This is a genomic window from Ruminiclostridium hungatei (assembly GCF_002051585.1).
Classification (GTDB): Bacteria; Bacillota; Clostridia; order Acetivibrionales; family DSM-1351; genus Ruminiclostridium; species Ruminiclostridium hungatei.
This window is the reverse complement of record NZ_MZGX01000010.1, coordinates 59,791-80,016: the sequence shown is the minus strand read 5'-3', so window position 1 is coordinate 80,016 and position 20,226 is coordinate 59,791. Positions and strand designations below refer to the sequence as shown.

The 20,226-nt window shown below is 42.4% G+C and carries 15 protein-coding genes; 5 read left to right on the top strand and 10 right to left on the bottom strand.

Annotated elements, in window-relative coordinates; genetic code table 11:
- Positions 1–61: 61 nt before the first annotated feature.
- Positions 62–1,177 carry a hypothetical protein gene (locus CLHUN_RS09015; protein ID WP_080064261.1) on the bottom strand — a complete coding sequence of 372 codons (1,116 nt, stop codon included), beginning with the start codon at positions 1,175–1,177 and terminating at the stop codon, positions 62–64.
- Between the two features lie 255 nt (positions 1,178–1,432).
- On the opposite strand from CLHUN_RS09015, the gene CLHUN_RS09010 reads away from it, so the two are divergent.
- The 4 genes from CLHUN_RS09010 to CLHUN_RS08995 all read left to right on the top strand — a co-directional run bounded on the left by CLHUN_RS09010 (position 1,433) and on the right by CLHUN_RS08995 (position 4,828).
- On the top strand, positions 1,433–2,095 hold the full coding sequence (locus CLHUN_RS09010; protein WP_242656479.1) for a S8 family serine peptidase: 663 nt from the start codon (positions 1,433–1,435) through the stop codon (positions 2,093–2,095).
- A gap of 6 nt (positions 2,096–2,101) precedes the next feature.
- The gene (locus tag CLHUN_RS09005) at positions 2,102–4,267 is read left to right on the top strand and encodes a radical SAM peptide maturase, CXXX-repeat target family (protein WP_242656478.1); all 2,166 of its coding nucleotides are present in this window, start codon (positions 2,102–2,104) and stop codon (positions 4,265–4,267) included.
- The gene (locus CLHUN_RS09000) at positions 4,260–4,559 is read left to right on the top strand and encodes a CXXX repeat peptide modification system protein (RefSeq protein ID WP_080064258.1); all 300 of its coding nucleotides are present in this window, start codon (positions 4,260–4,262) and stop codon (positions 4,557–4,559) included. The genes CLHUN_RS09005 and CLHUN_RS09000 overlap by 8 nt, the downstream gene beginning before the upstream one ends.
- Positions 4,560–4,663: 104 nt before the next feature.
- On the top strand, positions 4,664–4,828 hold the full coding sequence (locus CLHUN_RS08995) for an AC3_0185 family rSAM-modified Cys-rich RiPP (protein WP_080064257.1): 165 nt from the start codon (positions 4,664–4,666) through the stop codon (positions 4,826–4,828).
- A gap of 266 nt (positions 4,829–5,094) precedes the next feature.
- Here CLHUN_RS08995 and CLHUN_RS22515 read toward each other — a convergent pair whose 3' ends face one another.
- The 9 genes from CLHUN_RS22515 to uvrA form a co-directional block, all read right to left on the bottom strand.
- A complete protein-coding gene (locus tag CLHUN_RS22515; protein ID WP_242656477.1) occupies positions 5,095–5,601 on the bottom strand; it encodes a hypothetical protein in 507 nt (168 codons plus the stop codon).
- 23 nt (positions 5,602–5,624) lie between these two features.
- Entirely contained in the window at positions 5,625–5,960 is a 336-nt protein-coding gene (locus CLHUN_RS22510; RefSeq protein WP_242656476.1) for a hypothetical protein, read from the bottom strand.
- 278 nt (positions 5,961–6,238) lie between these two features.
- Positions 6,239–7,861, bottom strand: a complete 1,623-nt coding sequence (locus tag CLHUN_RS08985) for a response regulator transcription factor (protein WP_080064256.1) — start codon at positions 7,859–7,861, stop codon at positions 6,239–6,241.
- The gene (locus CLHUN_RS08980; RefSeq protein ID WP_080064255.1) at positions 7,839–9,710 is read right to left on the bottom strand and encodes a sensor histidine kinase; all 1,872 of its coding nucleotides are present in this window, start codon (positions 9,708–9,710) and stop codon (positions 7,839–7,841) included. Before CLHUN_RS08980 ends, CLHUN_RS08985 begins: the two co-directional genes overlap by 23 nt.
- 29 nt (positions 9,711–9,739) lie before the next feature.
- A complete protein-coding gene (locus tag CLHUN_RS08975) occupies positions 9,740–11,044 on the bottom strand; it encodes an ABC transporter substrate-binding protein (RefSeq protein WP_080064254.1) in 1,305 nt (434 codons plus the stop codon).
- Between the two features lie 223 nt (positions 11,045–11,267).
- Positions 11,268–13,613: an ATP-dependent Clp protease ATP-binding subunit gene (locus CLHUN_RS08970; protein ID WP_080064253.1), complete on the bottom strand. Its 2,346-nt coding sequence runs from the start codon at positions 13,611–13,613 to the stop codon at positions 11,268–11,270.
- Between the two features lie 655 nt (positions 13,614–14,268).
- Complete coding sequence (locus tag CLHUN_RS08965; protein ID WP_080064252.1) at positions 14,269–15,267, bottom strand: inorganic phosphate transporter; 999 nt, start codon at positions 15,265–15,267, stop codon at positions 14,269–14,271.
- Entirely contained in the window at positions 15,260–15,883 is a 624-nt protein-coding gene (locus tag CLHUN_RS08960; protein WP_080064251.1) for a DUF47 domain-containing protein, read from the bottom strand. Before CLHUN_RS08960 ends, CLHUN_RS08965 begins: the two co-directional genes overlap by 8 nt.
- 201 nt (positions 15,884–16,084) lie before the next feature.
- Positions 16,085–18,943, bottom strand: coding sequence for an excinuclease ABC subunit UvrA (uvrA, locus tag CLHUN_RS08955; protein WP_080064315.1), 2,859 nt, complete (start codon positions 18,941–18,943; stop codon positions 16,085–16,087).
- A gap of 636 nt (positions 18,944–19,579) precedes the next feature.
- Between uvrA and thiT the strand changes: the two genes are divergently transcribed.
- The gene (gene thiT / locus CLHUN_RS08950; RefSeq protein ID WP_080064250.1) at positions 19,580–20,122 is read left to right on the top strand and encodes an energy-coupled thiamine transporter ThiT; all 543 of its coding nucleotides are present in this window, start codon (positions 19,580–19,582) and stop codon (positions 20,120–20,122) included.
- The last annotated feature ends 104 nt before the right edge of the window (positions 20,123–20,226 follow it).

The window sequence follows — 20,226 nt, the reverse complement described above, 5'->3', positions numbered from 1 at the left end:
GGTCTGTAACATCTGAATCCTTGCATTGCCGGGCAATATAAGCTTCAGATGCCACAGACCACTAGCGTACATTTATGACGTTATTGTCACCTATGGTGAAAATTCCGTTTCCGTTTATTGTTATACTTGCTTTATTATCCTTTTCTCCGTTATCTTTTTTATCTTGGCCGGACTTCTGTTCTGAGGATCTCTTCTGAGCCTCCGGACCATTGTTTTTCGGCGCTGCCTCCCCGCTTCCGGAAGAAGTCGCCTGTGCCGGCCCGCCGTTTACGCTCTTTGCACTTCCGGCACCATTCTCTTTCTGGGTCTCCTGTTGTCCATTTTTTGCAGGCTTGTCCGGAGCTGGAGCACCTGGAGTGATCTCAGCCTTTTTTTCATATCCGCTGTCCGGTGAATCCACCCCGGGCCTATCCACCGCGTTTCCTGCCTGTACCTGACTGTTTGCAGGCAGTATATACGACTTGTAGGAGTTCATTAAGGAAAACAGAAAAGTACCTGCCATGACAAGCAAAACCAGACAGGCTAACCTGAGAGCGGTCCTCTTTTTATGCACAAAGGAAGCTAAAAGCAAATCATGGTTTGTCATAAGCTGATTTTCATATGAATTGTCGGGTATATTGCCGGGAAGTATATCAGCAGATACAATGACAGGAGTACCCACAGGCGTAATGTTCTCTGAGCCGGGAGACGGGCAGCCGTCCCGGGCCATCTTTTCCTCTTTGAGTTTGTTGTTGAAGTATATTACGCTGTTATAATGAGCCAGTTCAAAAACTGCCGTCATAAAATTTACAAAATCCTGTTTTATGTAACAACCTTCAATATTCTTATATTGTACACTCTGCTTGTTTTCATTTTTACAAAGCTTTTCAAGTATTTCCTTCATCAGTTGACTGCGCATATTTATTTCTGTGGGGAATATTGATATATCACTGTCCAGAATGCCGCACAGATGATGGATAATCTGGTTATTATACTTGTAATATGCATTTACGGGTTTCTTGCAATTATTCACAATCTTGCTGAACTGATCGTTTGATTCAGGGTTAAACCCGGGCTTTGAACTCCAGTTGCCCATTTCCAGCAGGAAATTATTATACTGTATATTCCTTCCGCTGAGATTTTGAAACTCCACTATAAACCTTACCAAATCCCCATACAACAGCCTGGCCTCTTCCATTATATACACACCCTTCATTTTCTTTAGTCTATCAATAAGCAATTACAGGTCAACATGCAGTCACTCCTCAAAGCTTCACTGAAAGCACCGTCTATGATAGATTTGTTCCTGTAGAAAAATTTGCAGCTTCTTACTTAATAATACTTTTATTCCATTATATAGTGTATCAAAAAGGCAGCTAAAAATAAACATCAGCTCTTTAAAAGAAAAGCTATAGGAGGTGGTTATATAAAATTTAAAAATACGGTAAGAATTGTGGTAATAGACAGCGGTATAGACACTGAAATCTCTGATTTGGGCAAATATGTGGCAGTATCCACCGGTTTCAGGCTGAATGAGGAGGGCTATATTACCGAATATCCTCAAATGGAAGTCAGATATCAGCACGGAACAATAATATCACTTATTATCCGTCATATATGCAGCAGTATAGAGCTGATCAGCCTGAACATCCTCAATGAGAATGCTGCAACAGACGGGCGGATATTGCTCTATGCCATGAGCAGGGCTTTGGACTATCAACCGGACATTGTACACATGAGTCTCGGAACTGCCAGATGGAAGTATAAAAGGTATATAAGAAGAATCGCCCGGGAAGCAGACAGGAGGAATATAGCTTTAGTGGCCGCAGCCAGCAATCAGGGGCCTGAATCCTATCCCGCTTGTGTCAAAGGAGTATTCGGAGTCAAGGGCGGAAACTTCAGTGAAAATCTGCATTATAGTTATAAATCAGGCTTCTTTTACGCTCCGCTCAATGCGGCAGGTGTTCCCGGCTATGGCGGAGAGGATTTGAGCAGGGCAAGCGGAACAAGCATTTCCGCGGCATTCATTACGGGACATCTGGCAAATATCAGGCTGAATACAGGTCCTATAAACAACAGGAATTTAAAAAAAATACTTTTGGAAAATCAATCATAATGAGGAGTGGTAAACTTGAATAATGATCCCACAATATTGATGGGCAAGCTTTCTCCCGCCTGGAACGACGGTACTGCAAAATCAATTACCTTCTGCGTCACGGAAGACTGCAACCTTGCCTGTAAATACTGCTACATGACGGGCAAAAACGATAAGATAAAAATGTCCTTTGAAACAGCCAGAAAAGCCGTGGACTACATATTGACAAATCCAGCGGAATTTCCCGAGCCCTCGGTGGTATTCGACTTTATCGGCGGAGAGCCCTTTATGGAAATTGAGCTCATTGACAGGATATGCGATTATATCAAGAGGCAAATGTACCTGCTGGAGCATCCATGGTTCAACAGCTATAGATTCAGCTTCTCCACCAATGGACTCCTATATCATACGGACAAAGTCCAGGAATATATTCTCAAAAATAAAAACCATCTGTCAATCGGCATGAGTGTTGACGGAAATAAAATGAAGCACGATCTTCAAAGGATACGTCCAAACGGCGGCGGTTCCTATGACGACGTGGTAAAAAATGTGCCGCTCTGGCTTGAGCAGTTCCCGGGCAGCAGCACAAAGGCTACCTTTTCCCATGACGACCTTCCGTATTTAAAGGATAGTATTATAAGCCTCTGGGAGCTGGGTATAAAAATAGTTGCTGCAAATGTGGTTTTTGAGGATGTCTGGGAAGAAGGCGACGACTCTGTTTTTGAAGAGCAGCTAAAAGGGCTGGCGGACTACATTATTGAAAACAAGCTATGGAAGGACTACTCCGTACGCTTCTTTGACCCCAATATCGGCCATCCCCTGACAGAGGAAGACAAGCAAAGGAATTATTGCGGAGCCGGAAGGATGCTGGCTATCGACTGCAAGGGAAATTTTTTCCCGTGTATACGCTTTTACGATTTCAGCCTGAACAACCGTAAGGGACCCGTTATCGGAGACATACACAAAGGCATTGATTCCGACAGGATAAGACCCTTTCTCGGCCTGACTCTAAAAGCTCAAAGCAGGGCTGAATGCGTGGACTGCGAAGTTGCCAGCGGATGCGGCTGGTGCCAGGGCTGCAATTATGACCTGGCTGAAACGGCAACTATCTATCAGAGAGCCACCTATCTCTGCAAAATACATAAAGCCACTGTAAGGAGCTGTGAATATTTTTGGAACAGCTTTGAGCGGGCAACCGGCTTAATTTCCGAGAGAACGATAATAGGCCGGACACGGGAAAACCGAAATTCTGAAATCCCGGCAAAATATATGCAGTTTATCACCTCAGATAATATAACTCCCCATTGCTCATATAGAAACACAAAAGGCACAGGCAACCTCATGTCACAAGCCACCTATGAAAAAGGCATGGAGTTCTGCCTCAAGAACGGCTTTATACCGGTATTGCTGGGAAGACCCCCATTTATGAAGGATGAGCTGCCGGATAACTGCCTGAGCATAGAGGATGCCCAATCCGGAGCAAACACTTCCATAGCCGTTCATGACAATACCGCTGCAGCCTCCTCCGGGACATCAGCCATATCCATACTTATAGTTAACAGGGAGAATCTTGAACGCCTCTATGATTTTGCAGCAAGCCTTTATTTTCAATACAGAAGAGTAAATCTTGTTCTTGAGGATATTGAGCATTGGAGTGATAAGGAGACGGAAAGCTACAGCCGCCAGTTGGATAAGCTCCTTCCTTTCATTGCAGGCACTTATAAAAAGGGTGATCCATTTGAATTAAGCGTTTTATCAGATATATGGGAGCTCAATACAATGAGAAACTGTGAGGCCGGGCAAAGCTCCTTTGCACTGGCTCCTAACGGCAGGATATACCTGTGCCCTGCATTTTATTTTGAGGATGAAGACAATTATGCAGGTACACCCGAGCAGGGTATCCACATGAAAAACCCCCAGCTTATGGAGCTTTGCAACGCCCCCATATGCTCCGCCTGTGACGTATACAGTTGCAGAAGGTGCAAGCAGCTCAATATTAAACTGACCGGTGAAATAAACACTCCTTCAAGAATTCAGTGCCTGGTAAGCCACATTGAAAGAAATAAGTCCATGGAGCTTCAAAAACTCTTGATGGAAAATTCACAGGCGAAATTTGATAACCTGCTTAAGGCAATAGATTATATCGACCCTCTGGATAAGATATTAAGGAAAGGAAGTGCGGCAAATGCATAGTGAGAAAGTAGGCATGGTTACCCAGGAGGAAAAAAACAGGGTTATGAGCCTCCACGAAAGGATATTAGGACTGGAAGAGCTTCTGGTTTCTTACGGCAGGCAGGCAAATATCCAGGAAGAAAAGGATGAACTCTATGAAAGGCTTGTAACGGATATAGGTGCCACAAAATTGAAGCTGCAAAACTGGTGGGATGACATGTACTGCAAATACCACTGGAAGAGCCTGGAAGGCTGCAACTGGCACATTGATTTCCAGACAAATGAAATTTTTCTGGATAAAAACACTCCGTAGCCGCCAATCACTTCACCAGCTATATGCCGGCATATAGCACCCTTTTTCAGCCGTATATACCTATAACTTGAGATTTAAATAATTTTTTAACAGGAGGTGATACCATGAAATACTTGTTTTCAGCTAAAAAAATTACTAACCCCCAGAAGGATGTAATAGCACACTGTCCTTCAGATTGTACGGCAGTTTGCTCCGTAAGCTGCAGCAGAGGCTGTACAGGCAGTTGTTCGGCTACCTGCACAGGCCGTTGTTACGGTTCCTACATTTAAGGAAGCCTCTCAACATTATTATTGGTTAAGAATACTTATAACGGGTAAATATTTGTCGGCATATTTTATAAAAGCGTCAGAAGCCGGATTGTTATAATCCGGCTTCTGACGCTTTCCATATACTGCACCTTTCCGCTGCCTGCCTTATTTTACCTCAAGGGTCTCCCGATACTCCGAAGGTGTCATGCCGGAATGCTTTTTGAAAAGCTTCGTAGTTATACCCCAGTCTCCGGAGCCTTTTGGATCATTTGGTTCAACAACGTATTTCAGAAACCAAGGTGCTGCTGCGGTAAATACATCCTCTTTTTTGCAAAGGAGGCATTCCATGCAGGAGTCCAGAAGTCATATTTATTTATTACTCCGGCTTTAAACATCTTTTCAATAAGTTCGAAGGTTGGGAGATAAACCTCCTGGAATTTTACAACCCCATCCTGAATAGGATTTGTGGGATTATATCCATCAACTATATGGAATATATCTCTTACGGATCTGGAGGCATAGACTTTCTTACCGTCTATCCTGGCATCCTTGAAAGCATTGATTATATCGTCCCGGGTTTTAAACTTATCTGCCAGTGAAGCAGGATTATCAGTTCCAAACAGTTGTTTAACCATGCTTCTTCTGTAAGCTATGCCTGAAGGATTGAACTGGGTGAGAGCTCCCAATACCTGCTGTTTGTCATTTAGAACCAGCGGCCAGGCTTGTTCAGGAACCTTCTTCCTTATCAAAGTTGTAGGGGGCCTGTGAAAGGTCATCCAGTATACCCATATCAAACAGTGTACCCCTGAAATTAAGTTCACCCCTGATTACGTCGGGCAGAGCAGTTTTTGCTGCTACGGCAGTCTTGATCTTTTTTAACATAATCAGCACTTGCTACCGGCACTGATTCAACCTTTACCTTTGGATACCTGGTGTTGAAATTGGCCAGTGTTTCCTTGAGCTGATCCTGATTTCCCCAGTTCCACATTACAACCGTTCCTTCTGCATCTTCCAGTTTAACAGGCTCAGCAGATGTTGTTGCCTGTACTGTTGACCTTCCTGCTGCTTCAGTCCTTTCAGCCGTTGAATCTGTCGCTGGACTTCCTGTGGCTGCACTGTCCTTGTCACCGCAGGCTGCCATGCTTAATGCCATTATGCCTGCAAGTACAGTGCCCGCCACCTTTGCAATTTTATTCTATAAAATGGTGCTTTGTTTCTAAATAGATAATGTTGCTTTATCTTTGAATATATTGACAATGTGCCTACCACAAAATTGAACACAAAAAAGACACATTTTCTGGGAAAATGTGTCTTTTTCAAAATAAATCCGCTTTCATTTTTTTAGCCTTGAATTAGCAATTATTTACCAATTATTATGCAATAATATCTAATTAAATATCAAAATTAAACAACAGCATATTTAACCTTTTTCTAACTTAGTGCCAGGGTCTCCCGATACTCCGAGGGCGTCATGCCTGAATGCTTTTTAAAAAGCTTGGAAAAATAGTGGGGATCGGGGATTCCGACTATTTCCGCCACCTCGTAGGTTTTATACTTGACATCCTTCAACAGTTCCTTGGACTTTTCGATTCTTACGTCGTTAAGATAGTCCACAAAGCTTTTGCCCAGCTCCCTCTTAAACATCCTGCTTATATAAAAGGTACTGACATAAATATTATCGGCCACCTCATTGAGGGTAACCTGTTCATTATAGTGTTCCTGTATATAATCTATGGCCTTTCTTAAAATAAGCTTTATGCTCTTGTTGTTAAAGCAGTTTACCTTTCCTGCTATTCTGACTGCCACATCCTCCAGCAGGGAATTGAGCTCCTCGGCACTTTCACTTTTTTCTATGAGCTTCAGCAGACTGGCGATATCCTTCCCTTCTTCATGCTTTTTATCCACCTCAATGGCAGAAACGGAAATCCTGATGTTGTTTATGGAGGACAGGGTGGTGTAGTAAAAATTCTTCATGTAATTTATATTTATGTTATTGGCAGTAACATATCTGGCTATGTTTTGAGTAGTGACCCTCACCAGGTCTTCATTCCCTGACTTTATACTTTCCAGAAGCTGCTTCTGATACTTGTCCAGAGTTGAATAGTCCTCATATCTGAAAAATGAATTTAAGTCGCTGTACTGAATAATCGAATTTGCACCCATGTAGCTTTTATATTCCAGAGAACCCAGGCACTCCTTAAGTTTATCCGGAAGCTCCAGGGCTGAAATCCCGCTGGAGCTCACAGCTATTGTAACCGTAAAGCCAAAGCCGTTATTTATTACCTCCTGCAAATAACCGCATTTTTCACTTACCTCTTCGATATCCAGAGGGATCTTGTCCGGCTTTTGAATGATAAAGCCCACCCTGCTGCTGTTTAGCATGATGCTCAGAACCTCATACTTTTCGGCAAATATCTCTTCAAAGGAATTGACTATGCCAAACTGGTACAGGTGCTTGTCGTATTGAGAGCTGTTGGATTTTTCATCGTAATCATTTTCCATCAGAACCAGCACAAAATTTTGAATGTCTATGTTGAACAGCTTCATTTTTTCGGTTATTTCATATTCATTGGTATTAAGGCCGTATATGATATCATATAAAAGTTTTTCCCTGAGTATTGGTATGCTCTGCTCAAACAGCAGCTTGAACCTGTCTTTTTCCATGTGCCTGATTTGCTGATCGTTAAGTTCGTTTACCGCTCTTGTGAGCACCGCGGTCAGCTCCTCAATCTTGGACGGTTTCAGCAGGAAATCAAAGGCGCCGAATTTGATGGCCTCCTGTACATAGTCAAAATCCCTGTAGCCTGTGAGAATTATAATTTTAGTATAGGGAACTATGGCCTTTACCTGTTTTATCATACTCAGACCATCCAGACCGGGCATACGGATATCTGTAATAATTATTTCAGGCAGGAACTTTTTTATCAGCTCTATTCCTTCAATACCGTCACAAGCGTCCGCACATACTTCACAATCCAGTTGTTTCCAATTAACGATGTTTTTAATTCCTTTACGTATAATGGACTCATCATCAATTATTAGTACTTTGTACATAAAAGCCCTCCTTGTTATAAATTTGTGCCGGTAAAGTTACAGATACCTTTGTGTATATATTCAATTTGCTTTCAATCTTGATTCCGTATTTTTCTCCGTAAAAGAGCTTGATTCTTCTGTTAACATTGTCTATGCCTATGCTTTTGTTCTTTTTGCTGCTCAAGGATTTGAAATAGGTGTCATTGTCCATATCAAGTCCCTTGTTGAGCTTTATCAGATCGTCGGCAGAAATGCCGTTTCCGTTGTCTATGACTTCTATCACCATCAGCTCGCCTTTTATTCTTGCGGTGAGTGAAATGATGCCTTTTCCCCTGCTGCTTTCCACCCCATGGTATACTGCATTTTCAATCAAAGGCTGTATAAGAAGCCTGGGAATTTTCAGGTAAAGCACCTTTGGGTCGACTTCCTTTATAAGGGTCAGACGGTCTTCAAATCTTCTCTTTAAAAGAGCAATATACTTGTCTATATAAATAAATTCCTCTTCTATGGTTATCAGCCTGTCATCCCGGCCGATACTGGCCTCCATCAAGGTTGACAGGTCTGAAACCGTCTCGCTGATTTCTGGGACATTGTTCAACTGGGCCATCCAGTTTATTGATTCCAGGGTATTAAAGAGAAAATGCGGATTTATCTGTGACTGCAGGGCCTTGATTTCGGCCTCCTTCCGGGTTATCTGCTCCCTGTATATCCAGGTGACCAGATGATCGATTTCTTTGGTCATATTGTTGAAGGTCTTGTGCAGGAAGCCCAGCTCATCACGTCTTTCAATCTCTATATAGCTGTCGGATATATTGTCGATATTCATGCCCTTCATGGCTTTAACCAATTGATTTATAGGCTTTATCATATCAAAGGACATGAATATGCTCACTATGGACAATATCAGTATGGACACCACACACAACATGATTATTCTGTTTCTAAGTTCTCCCACATCATAATACAACTGATTCAAGGGAATATACGTCACAATCCTCCAGTTTGGCTCAGAGAGTGTGGTATAGGCCACAAAAATATTATTTTTCTTGTCTACGAAGGAATCCTTGTCATAAGGGATTTTCTTTATAACCTGCTCATATTTATCCATGGCAGCTTTGTTTTTATAGAGTATGACTTCATTATCCGAGGAAAGAATCGTGGTATTCTGCATAACCTCGGATTCAAGCCCCTGCAGCACCGAATCCAGAAACTCCATGTTTATCTGAACCACCAGCAGCCCTATTTCCTTATATGTATCCTTGTGATATATCATTCTTATCAAATATGCGTTCTGAACCATGCCATTCCTGGAATTGAAAAACCAGACCGCTTTTCCGTTGGAAGCTGCCACTGATTCCCTGATTTGGGTATAGTTCTGTTTAACTACCGATTTAATATTTGATCCGTCTGTATCGTTGTTGTTATCAAAGGTAAAAAACCTTTTACTGTTTGAAACAATACATATGGACTCTATCTCGTTTCTGGTTATGGCCGCCTTGAGAAATACATTGTTAAGCTGGCTTGCCACCTCATAGTTGTTCAGTTTGTTGATATTGTTGTTATAATCATTTATAAGTGCCTGGTATATATTTTCATTGCTCCTTAAATCCTGTGAAATAATATTCAGGTTTCTTACAGTATCCTGAAGCCTCAGTTCAATCAAGCTCAATATATCCTTTGAATAGGAGATGGACTTATTTGTTATGATCTCCTCAGAACTCTTAAAGCTGAAAAAGCCAATAAAAATAAGTGGCAATAATATTTGTATATATAATACCAGCAGCAGCTTTTTCTTTATGGAAATATTCCGGTAGAACTGCAGGGCACTCATTAACTTGGAAAACATACCTGAAGTAATTTTATTCCACATTTTAACCTCTATGGTGTTCTAACACGCAATTAGTTTTGTTGTATTCTTATAACCACCTCGCTCCATATTTCCTCGGCCGACTTCTTGCCTTCCAGGAAATACGGGAACTGCTGAATCACTACGTCATTCCAGGCACTTCTGTCAATAATGTGGTCGGGAATGGAAGTTTTATTCTCTTCACGGGTTTTCTCATACAAGTCTATGCTCTTCTGAGCCAGTGAGCTATACGGTCTTTCCTGTTGAATTTTAAGATTACTCATCAGAGCAGTCTTCTCGTAAAAAAAGGTGGCTGTCTCTTTTGAGGTCAGATATTTCAGGAAAAGTATTGTGGCATCTTCTCCAGGAGATTCATCCCAGGCGCTCCTGCTGATGTAAAAGGTCCCTCCGCCCAGTCCGGTGGGCACTTTGGGACTGCTGTTGTTCATAGAAGGAAAAGGTATCATTTCAACACTTTGATCGTACTTGTCAAAATAGGGTATGAACCATGAGCCCTGAACAATCATGGCCGCCTGCTTTGTAAAGAAAAGCTGGTTCCTCTCATTGCTGTTGAGTGCAAGAGCGTCCTTTGGGAACGCATGCATGTCATACAGCTCTTTCATATATTTCATTGCATCTATATAAATCTGGTTTATCTTGCCGTCACTTATGCTTTGTTCAACACCCTTTTTGCCGCCAAGGCTGGCAACCATATTCTGATAAATGTATGAGCCCTCTGCCGAGGAGTTATAGGCTATGGGAATAATTCCGTATGACCGGAAGGCAGTAATGGCGGTTTTCAGCTCTTCATAATTTTGTGGCTTTTCGACCTTATATTTTTCAAAGAGGTCCTTGTTTATAAAGAGACCCTCAAAAACCATTTCAAAGGGTATACCATAAATTTTGTTGCCGTAAGTGGTATACGTAAAACTGGAAAGGTTGAAGCTGTCCATCCAGGCCCGGTCCTGCTTCAGTATGTCTGTAAGGTCTGCAACCTTATTCGCCTTGACCAGATAGGTAATGTCCGAACCCGGCCAAAGCCCGAAGACATCAGGCTCGGTTCCCGATGCAAACCTGGTTTTCAGTGTAGGTAAATATTCGTCTCCAAAAATTGATTGGTTTGATACCTTTATTGTGCTGTTTTCATTTTCAAATCTGGCAATGATTTCCTTCAAGGTTCCGGCCATACTGTCAACCCCACCCCAGGTCGTCATTAATTCAATTGTGGTTCTCTGCTCGGGCAAGGCGGCACTGTCAGGACCCTCGGGGTCCTTTGGCCTGTTCCCTGCACACGCGACCACGGAAAAACACAATACGGATAGAATTGCAATACTCAAAAACCGTTTTGAGTATTTCATTAATTTCACCCCACTCTGCACTGTTTGAATACAGTTCTATTTTTGGAAAAGACAATAAAGAAATTTCGTATACTGTTATTATAATTATTAATCAGTACAATTTGCAATAAAAAATATTAAAATAACTGGAAATTGTAAAATATGGATATAGTATGAATTGGAAACCGGTGCAAATAAATAGCTGCTGGAATACTTTGCTTCCGGCAGCTATTTTATGGTTATATTAAATAATGGACAGTGTTATTTCTTTCTGGTCATTCAAATCCACTCCCACCAGGGAGCCTTCCTTGATGGTTCCCTTCAGGAATTCCTCCGACAACCTGTCTTCTATATAGTTCTGAATTGCTCTCCTTAAAGGTCTTGCTCCAAATTTCACATCATAGCCCTTTTCAAGAATAAATTCCTTGGCCTTTTCAGAAACATTGACTCTGATATCCTTATCCCTGGCCTCGGCATAAACCTCCTCAAGCATTAGTTCCACTATTTGCTTGAGTTCTTCCTGATTGAGCTCGGTAAATACGATTACATCGTCAATCCTGTTTAAAAATTCAGGCCTGAAGGTCTCCTTTATAACATCCTTTACCTTGCTTTCCAGAGAGGCATAGGCATTGTTGGCAAAACCGATGCCGCTGGATTTGAAGTTGGTTCCGGCGTTGGAGGTCATTATGATTATGGTATTTTCAAAGCTTACAGTTCTTCCGTGACTGTCCGTAAGTCTTCCGTCCTCGAGTATCTGCAGCAGCATATTGAAAACATCCGGGTGAGCCTTTTCTATCTCATCCAACAGGATGACGGAATAAGGCTTTCTTCTTACCTTCTCGGTAAGCTGTCCTGCGTCGTCATAGCCTACATAACCCGGAGGTGAGCCTATCAGCTTGGATACAGTATGCTTTTCCATATATTCGGACATATCCAGCCTTATAAGTGCTTCTTCGCTCTCAAACAGTTCCATTGCCAAAGCTCTCACAAGCTCGGTCTTACCCACACCGGTGGGGCCAACGAAAATAAATGAAGCAGGTTTTTTCTTCTTCTTGAAACCTGACCTGCTGCGCCGTATTGCCTTAGATACTCCTTCAACGGCTTTGCTCTGCCCGATTACCCGCTTGTGCAGGCGGGTTTCAAGATTTACAAGCTTTTCTGATTCGGCTTCGCTAAGCCTTTGAATAGGAATCTTGGTCCAGGCCTCAATAACGCTGGCAATATCCTCCGCAGTCAATTCCACATCTTTGCTGGTATCTTCAATATCCTTTATCATACTTATCAGCTTGCATTCATAAACTTTCAAATCAGCAGCCTTCTGGTAATCCTCGATTGAATCTGCCGAAACGGCAGTTTCCTTTTCCTCCTGCACTCTTTTGAGTTCATCCTTGTAGGATTGAAGTTCCACCAGTTTGACATTTCTCAGATTTGCCCTGGAACCTGCCTCATCAATTACATCTATGGCCTTGTCCGGCAGCAGTCTGTCTGTAATATATCTCTCGGAGTAGTTTACGGCTGCCTTGACAATATCGTCGCTTATTTTGACCCTGTGGTACTCCTCATAGTAATGCTTGATGCCCATTAAAATTTCAATGGATTCCTCTATTGACGGTTCATCAACTATAACCGGCTGAAATCTCCTTTCAAGGGCCGAATCCTTTTCAATGTGCTTTCTGTACTCATTGAGGGTGGTTGCCCCAATCACCTGGATTTCCCCTCTTGAAAGAGCAGGCTTCAGTATGTTTGCGGCATTCATGGCACCCTCAGCCTCACCTGCCCCCATAATGTTGTGGAGCTCATCTATTACAAGAATAATATTTCCAAATGACTTGGCCTCTTCGATTATGCCCTTCATCCTGCTTTCAAACTGACCTCTGAACTGTGTGCCCGCAACAACGCTTGTCATGTCCAGCAGGTAGACCTCTGAGTTAAATAATTTCTGCGGTACGTTCTTTTCTGCAATTCTTACCGCCAGACCTTCTGCTATGGCAGTTTTTCCCACACCGGGCTCTCCGATGAGTACAGGATTGTTTTTTGTCCTTCTGTTCAGTATCTGTATAACTCTTTCTATTTCCCTGTTTCTTCCTATAACCCTGTCTATTGCGCCTTCTCTTGCCTTGTCTATAAGATTTGAGCCATACATGTCAAGGTACTTTTTCTTCTTGTTGACTTTTTTGTCCTGCACCTTGGTTTTTGTGGAATTCTTTGCGTCCTTGTCATCTCCGTTGTCCTTATCCTGACTGCTTACAGCAGGAACCTCGGCTTCATGGCCACCGTCGGCAGCCTTTGGAAATGCCTTGTTCAGTATCCCGAAAAAAGGATTTGTCTGATTCACATTTCCAGGATCTCCCTGCAATGCTTCCAACAGTTCATTTCCCTCCATATCTTCCAGCATATCCCCAACCTGCTTGCTTATATTGTCAAGCTCATCCTCGGTCATCCCCGTCTGGGACAACAGTTGATCAATGGGCTGTAAATTCTGCTTTCTGGCACAACTGACACAAAGACCCTCCTGTACCTGTCTTCCATCAACTACTTTCGTTACAAAAACTACTGCTATATTTTTATTACAAATTGAACATTTTATCATTTTCAACCTCCATTAATAGTTAAACAAACCCAAGTTGCTGCCTGCGGTCAGCACTTTGTTCCTAAAACTACCGCATATTATTGGTTATCATAGCCAACCCAATGTATCTGAAAACATCCCTATTAAGTATATTAAATATACCATACATACCATATATACAAACAATATTTTAAAGTTTCTCTTGCAGGTAGCTTTATATATACATATATACTATATTATTTCCATAAATGTCTATAATTTTTTTATTTTGAGCCATATTTACGGACTATATGGTTTTTAATAGTATAACATAACTGTATTCTTAGGTCTAACTGCCTTACAGCCATTTTTGCTACTATTGAGTTATATTGGCTATTAAGGGCAAAGCAAATTTATCAGGCATGCCTATAATCATTGTAGCGTGTTTGTACGCTTGTTATCCAGTTATTTTTTAATTAAAGTTGTAAACAATCTGTTACAAACCCTACAATTCATATAGATTATCTTTAGCCGCTTGAAAAGCCGCTTAAAACAAAAAAACGATAAATTAAACCATGTCTAATTCACCGTTTCTCTATTTAAGTATAATCAAATCCAGCTTTATCATCCTTATGTCGGTAATATTTCCGGCCGTTTGCGCCGTTTGCCTTCCGCCTTGCTTACACTGCACAGGCTGTCAGGCAAACAATTTAAATATTGTTGTAATAAACGCACCCATCAGAGCTGTTATAGGAATGGTAATTATCCACGCCCATACAATGTTTCTGGCCAGCGCCCATTTTACGGCAGACAACCTTTTTGAAGCACCAACACCCATTATGGAGGTAGATATGACATGGGTGGTACTTACGGGAGCACCGAAATGAGTCATGGTTTCAATGACGATGGCAGCGCCTGTTTCAGCGGCAAAACCGCCTATGGGCTGAAGCCTTATCATATTGACTCCCATGGTTTTAATGATCTTCCATCCGCCTATGGACGTTCCCAGAGCCATTGATATGGCACATGCTATCATTACCCAGGGTTGAACATCCGTATGTCCTCCGTTCAATCCGACTCCCACCAGAGCAAGTGTTATGATACCCATTGATTTCTGTGCATCATTATTGCCGTGGGAGTATGCCATAAATGCAGCAGATAGAATCTGCAGCTTTGAAAACCATTTGTTAATAAATGTTGGCGTAAGATTACGAAGCAATCTGTACAGCAGGGTCATAAACAGAAAACCCATACCAAAACCAATCACAGGTGAAGTGATCAGCGGAATTATTACCTTGTCCAGAACTCCCTGCCACTTAACTATGCTCAAGCCGCCGGAATAAGCAATGGAGGAACCCACAAGCGCTCCTATGAGTGCATGGGAGGAACTGCTGGGTATTCCGAAATACCAGGTAATCAAATCCCATATAATTGCAGCTATCAAAGTTGCAATTATAACGTATTGCACCTTTATCATTTCTCCATCAACCAATCCGGTGGAAATAGTCTTGGCAACCTTGCTGCTCGTAAGTGCACCCACAAAATTTAAAATGGCCGACATTATGATGGCCTGTCTTGGAGACAGTACCCTGGTGGAAACAGATGTAGCGATAGAATTTGCAGTATCGTGGAAGCCGTTTATAAAGTCAAATCCTAGTGCCAGTAAAACAACTACTACCAACGAAACACTAAGCATTTTTCATTACAACCCCTTCTATTATATTTGCCACATCCTCACAAGCATCAATAGTGTTTTCCAGCAACTCAAATATTGCCTTCCATTTTATTACTTCCACAGCATCTGTCTCAGAAGTGAACAGGCTGGCCATGGCATCCCTGAATATGGTATCCGCTTCGTCCTCAACATTGTTTACTTCAATAATTTTGTTCTGAAGCTGTTTGCTCTTCTTCATATTCTTAACTTCGATCATTACATTTCTCAACTCATCTGTAGCCCTGACAACAAGCTTTGTAAGGGTAAGAGCCTCAGGCCTTACTTCCTTGACATTGAACATACTGAAACGGTGAGCAGTACTCTCAATGTCATCAGTTATGTTGTCCAGCTCTTTTGCAATGGTAAAAATATCTTCCCTGTCAATAGGAGTTATAAAGGATTTGTTAAGTTCATTGAGTATTTTGTGCACATTGTTGTCACATGCATGTTCAGCCTCTTCAATACTCATGATTTTCTCATTGACGTTGACATAATTGTTTGTCAAATCATCTAAAAGATTTGCAGCCTTACAAATTATCTCACAAGTCTCAATAAAATAGTCAAAAAACATTTCCTCTTTCGATGTAATTCTAAACATTATGAAGTACCCTCTTTCGACAAAATATAACACTTAACCGTTTCCATTATATAGTATTGTTAAGTAATTTACAACAAAGTTAACATAGAATTAACAAACCTCAGCGGCAATATTTCTGTACAAAATCAATATAATTTATGACATATAAATAGAGTTCCTACAAAATCAGATTTTATAGGAACTCTACAAATTATTTTTTACTTATATGGTTTTTTGTTCATAATTACTTTTACTCTGGTCTAAAATCTTTTTCAGATAATTTCCCGTATAGGAGCCCTCAACCCCGGCTACTTCCTCGGGAGTGCCCCGGGCAATAATGGTTCCTCCCCTGTTTCCTCCCTCTGGCCCAAGATCCAGTATATAATCCGAGGTCTTGATCACATCCAGGTTGTGTTCTATGACAACTATGGAGTTTCCCGCATCCACCAGTCTCTGCAAAATATCAATGAGTCTGTGGACATCAGCTATGTGCAGGCCGGTGGTGGGCTCGTCCAGTATATACAACGTACTCCCCGTACTTTTTTTGGACAGCTCGGTGGCCAGCTTGACTCTCTGTGCCTCACCTCCTGAAAGGGTTGTGGAAGGCTGTCCCACTTTTACATAGCCCAAGCCCACATCATAGAGAGTCTGAAGCTTTCTTTGAATCTTTGGAATATTTTTGAAAAACTCAAGTGCATCTTCAACAGTCATATTAAGTACATCGGATATGCTCTTTCCCTTGTATTTGACCTCAAGGGTCTCGCGGTTATACCTCTTTCCCTTGCATACCTCACACGGAACATAGATATCAGGCAGGAAATGCATTTCGATTTTTATGATTCCATCCCCGCTGCAGGCCTCACACCGTCCACCCTTTATATTGAAACTGAATCTTCCGTTTTTATAACCCTTCATTTTTGCTTCGGTAGTGGAAGCAAACACCTCCCTGATAAGGTCAAACACCCCTGTATACGTTGCCGGATTTGACCGTGGTGTCCTTCCTATAGGAGACTGGTCTATATTTATAACCTTGTCCAGGTTTTCAATTCCTTTTATGGCATCATGACTTCCCGGTTTGGTTCTGGCCCTGTTCAGCTTGCCGGCCAGACTGTTGTACAAAATCTCATTTATCAGAGAGCTCTTTCCTGAACCTGATACTCCGGTAATGGAGGTTAATACGCCAAGGGGTATTTTTGCATCTATATTTTTCAGGTTGTTTTCCCTTGCTCCCACTATTTCAAGCCATTTACCGTTGGGTTTCCTGCGCCTGGCAGGTATTTCAATGGACTTCTTGCCGCTGAGGTACTGGCCTGTCAGCGACTCCTCGCACTTGAGTATTTTATCCAGAGGGCCCTCTGCCACAACATTTCCCCCGTGGATACCCGCACCAGGCCCCATATCAATTATGTGATCGGCAGCATGCATGGTATCCTCATCATGCTCTACGACAATCAAGGTATTCCCCAGATTTCTCAGGCGGTTCAGTGTAGTCAGCAGCCTTGCGTTATCTCTCTGATGCAGGCCTATGCTGGGTTCGTCAAGTATATACAAAACTCCCATCAGGCCTGAGCCAATCTGTGTGGCAAGCCTGATTCTCTGAGCTTCACCGCCTGACAAGGTTCCTGCTCCTCTGGAAAGAGTGAGGTAATCCAACCCCACATCCACCAGAAAGCCTATTCTGGCATTTATCTCTTTTAAAATCTGATTGGCAATCATCTTCTGCCTGTCCGTCAACTGCACGTTGAGAAAGAAGTCCTTGGTCTCAGCCACCGACATGGTTGAAAGCTGGTGGATATTTTTATCTCCCACAGTAACTGCGAGGCTCTCCGGTTTCAGCCTTGCACCCTGACAGTCCGGACACGGGGTATTGCTCATAAACTGTTCATAATACTGCTTCATACCCTCTGACTGGGTTTCCTTGTAACGGCGCTCCACAACATTTACTACGCCTTCAAATGCAGCCAGATATGAGCCGCTGCCATATTCTCTCTCGTATTCCACCTTGATTTTTTCACCTTTGGTTCCCAACAGTATTATGTCCAATATTTCAGCCGGCAGCTTATGGACAGGTGTGCTCAGCTTGAACTTGTAATGCTTGGCAAGAGCGTTGAATATCATCCTGGTGTAAGCATCCTCGCTTTCCACATTCCAGCCTGATACGGTTATAGCCCCCTCTTCCAGCGACAGGGACCTGTCGGGTATTATCAGGTCGGGGTCAACCTTGAGCAGATTTCCCAGACCTGTACATGTGGGGCAGGCTCCAAAGGGATTGTTGAAGGAAAACATTCTGGGGGTGAGTTCTTCTATGCTGATGCCGCAATCACTGCAGGCAAAATTCTGGCTGAAAAGGAATTCCTCCTTTCCGACAACATCTATGATTGCGGTGCCCCCGCTTAACTGGAGCACTGTTTCAAGGGAATCGGACAGTCTTTTTTGGATGTCCTCCCTTATAATGAGCCTGTCCACAACAATCTCAATATTGTGTTTCTTGTTTTTGTCCATGACAATCTCTTCATTTATGTCATACACCTGGCCGTCCACTCTGATTCTCACAAAGCCGCCTTTTTTTGCGTCTTCTATAAGCTTATGATACTCACCCTTGCGGCCTCTGACCACCGGAGCCAGGAGCTGTATCCTGGTCCCCTCTTCAAAGGAAAGGATCTGATCCACCATCTGGTCCACAGTCTGCTGGGCTATCTCTTTTCCGCACTTGGGGCAGTGAGGAATGCCTATTCGGGCATAAAGCAGCCTGAGATAATCATGTATCTCGGTAACCGTTCCCACTGTGGAACGCGGATTTCGGCTGGTAGTCTTCTGGTCTATGGATATGGCAGGAGAAAGTCCGTCAATATAATCCACATCCGGCTTTTCCATCTGCCCTAAAAACTGTCTTGCATATGAGGACAGGGATTCCACGTAACGTCTCTGGCCTTCTGCATATATGGTATCAAAAGCCAGCGAGGATTTGCCGGAGCCGCTGAGGCCTGTGATAACAACAAACTTGTCCCTTGGTATTTCAATGTCAACATTCTTGAGGTTGTGCTCCCTTGCACCCTTTATAAAAATATTATCCCTGATCATTTTCTGCTCCATTTCTGCTGTGCTGTCAAAAAAGTATTCCCTTTCCGACTTTGACATCTATAAATATAAAATAAATATAAAATATTGAACTGTTATAAAGAAAAACTCTTATATATTTAGTGCATTTATATTATATCAAATAAACAAAATAATGCAAACGTTTGTTCGGTAATTTCTAGAATTTGCATGCAGGATTTTTTAAAAGAATCCGTCCGTGTCCCGGAGTGAACAGCCTCCTTGCAACATCGGACATTGCTATTCATTTAACCTTCTGTTATAATAGCAACGGATATCAAATCCGATTTCAATTGAATATTGAAAGATATAAGCAATACTGACCAATACACGGGTTGTGCTCCGGCTTTTGGTTGAGCTTTGTCTTTACGGGGGAGCTGATAATGGATTCGGCTGAGATAAGTATGTTTACTTAAAACCCCAAGGGATGCTTCTCATTCCATGGAATGCAATATTCCATATACCTGATCTGGGTAATGCCAGCGTAGGAAAGTACAATGTCATGCTGCATTTTTCCAAACAGGCATGGCATTTTTTATTGTCCGGAAAAGCAGGTTTCCTGCAAGAATGCATTAAAAAAACGTTACTGTACGTATGTTATTATGATAAGGAGGATTTTCCATGAAAAAAATGTCTACCAGAATGATGGTGGAGGCCGGAATTATGATTGCCCTGGCCCAGGTTCTCAGTTATTTTAAGGTCTATGAATCTCCCTATGGAGGGTCTGTGACTGCCGGAAGCATGATACCGGTGATAATATTCGCAATCAGATGGGGCACACGGCCGGGTATGCTTGCGGGTCTGGTTTTCGGGATTTTGCAGTTTCTCCTGGGGCCCAAGTATTCATACCATCCCCTAAGTATTCTGCTTGACTACCTCATGCCTTTTGCCAGCATAGGTCTTTCCGGTCTGTTCAGAAAAAATGCTGCATTGAACCTGCTCAGCACCTTTACCGCCATGTTTGCAAGATTCGTTTTTCATTTTCTCTCCGGAGTTATAGTATGGGCCTATACAACACCGGAAGGTCAGAATGTATACTTGTATTCCCTGGTATATAATGCAAGCTACATGCTGCCTGAGCTTATAAGCACACTTGTCCTGCTGGGTCTGCTGTACATTCCCTTGAAGAGATTTTTAAAAGAAAGCTATCTGCCGGCAGGCTGATTATAAAAAGGGGAAGGCCGCTTGGGCGGCCCTCCCCTTTTTACTGAATTCCATTTATTATATATGTCCGGAGCATAAATTTCATCAAACCTGAAATTCTGTTC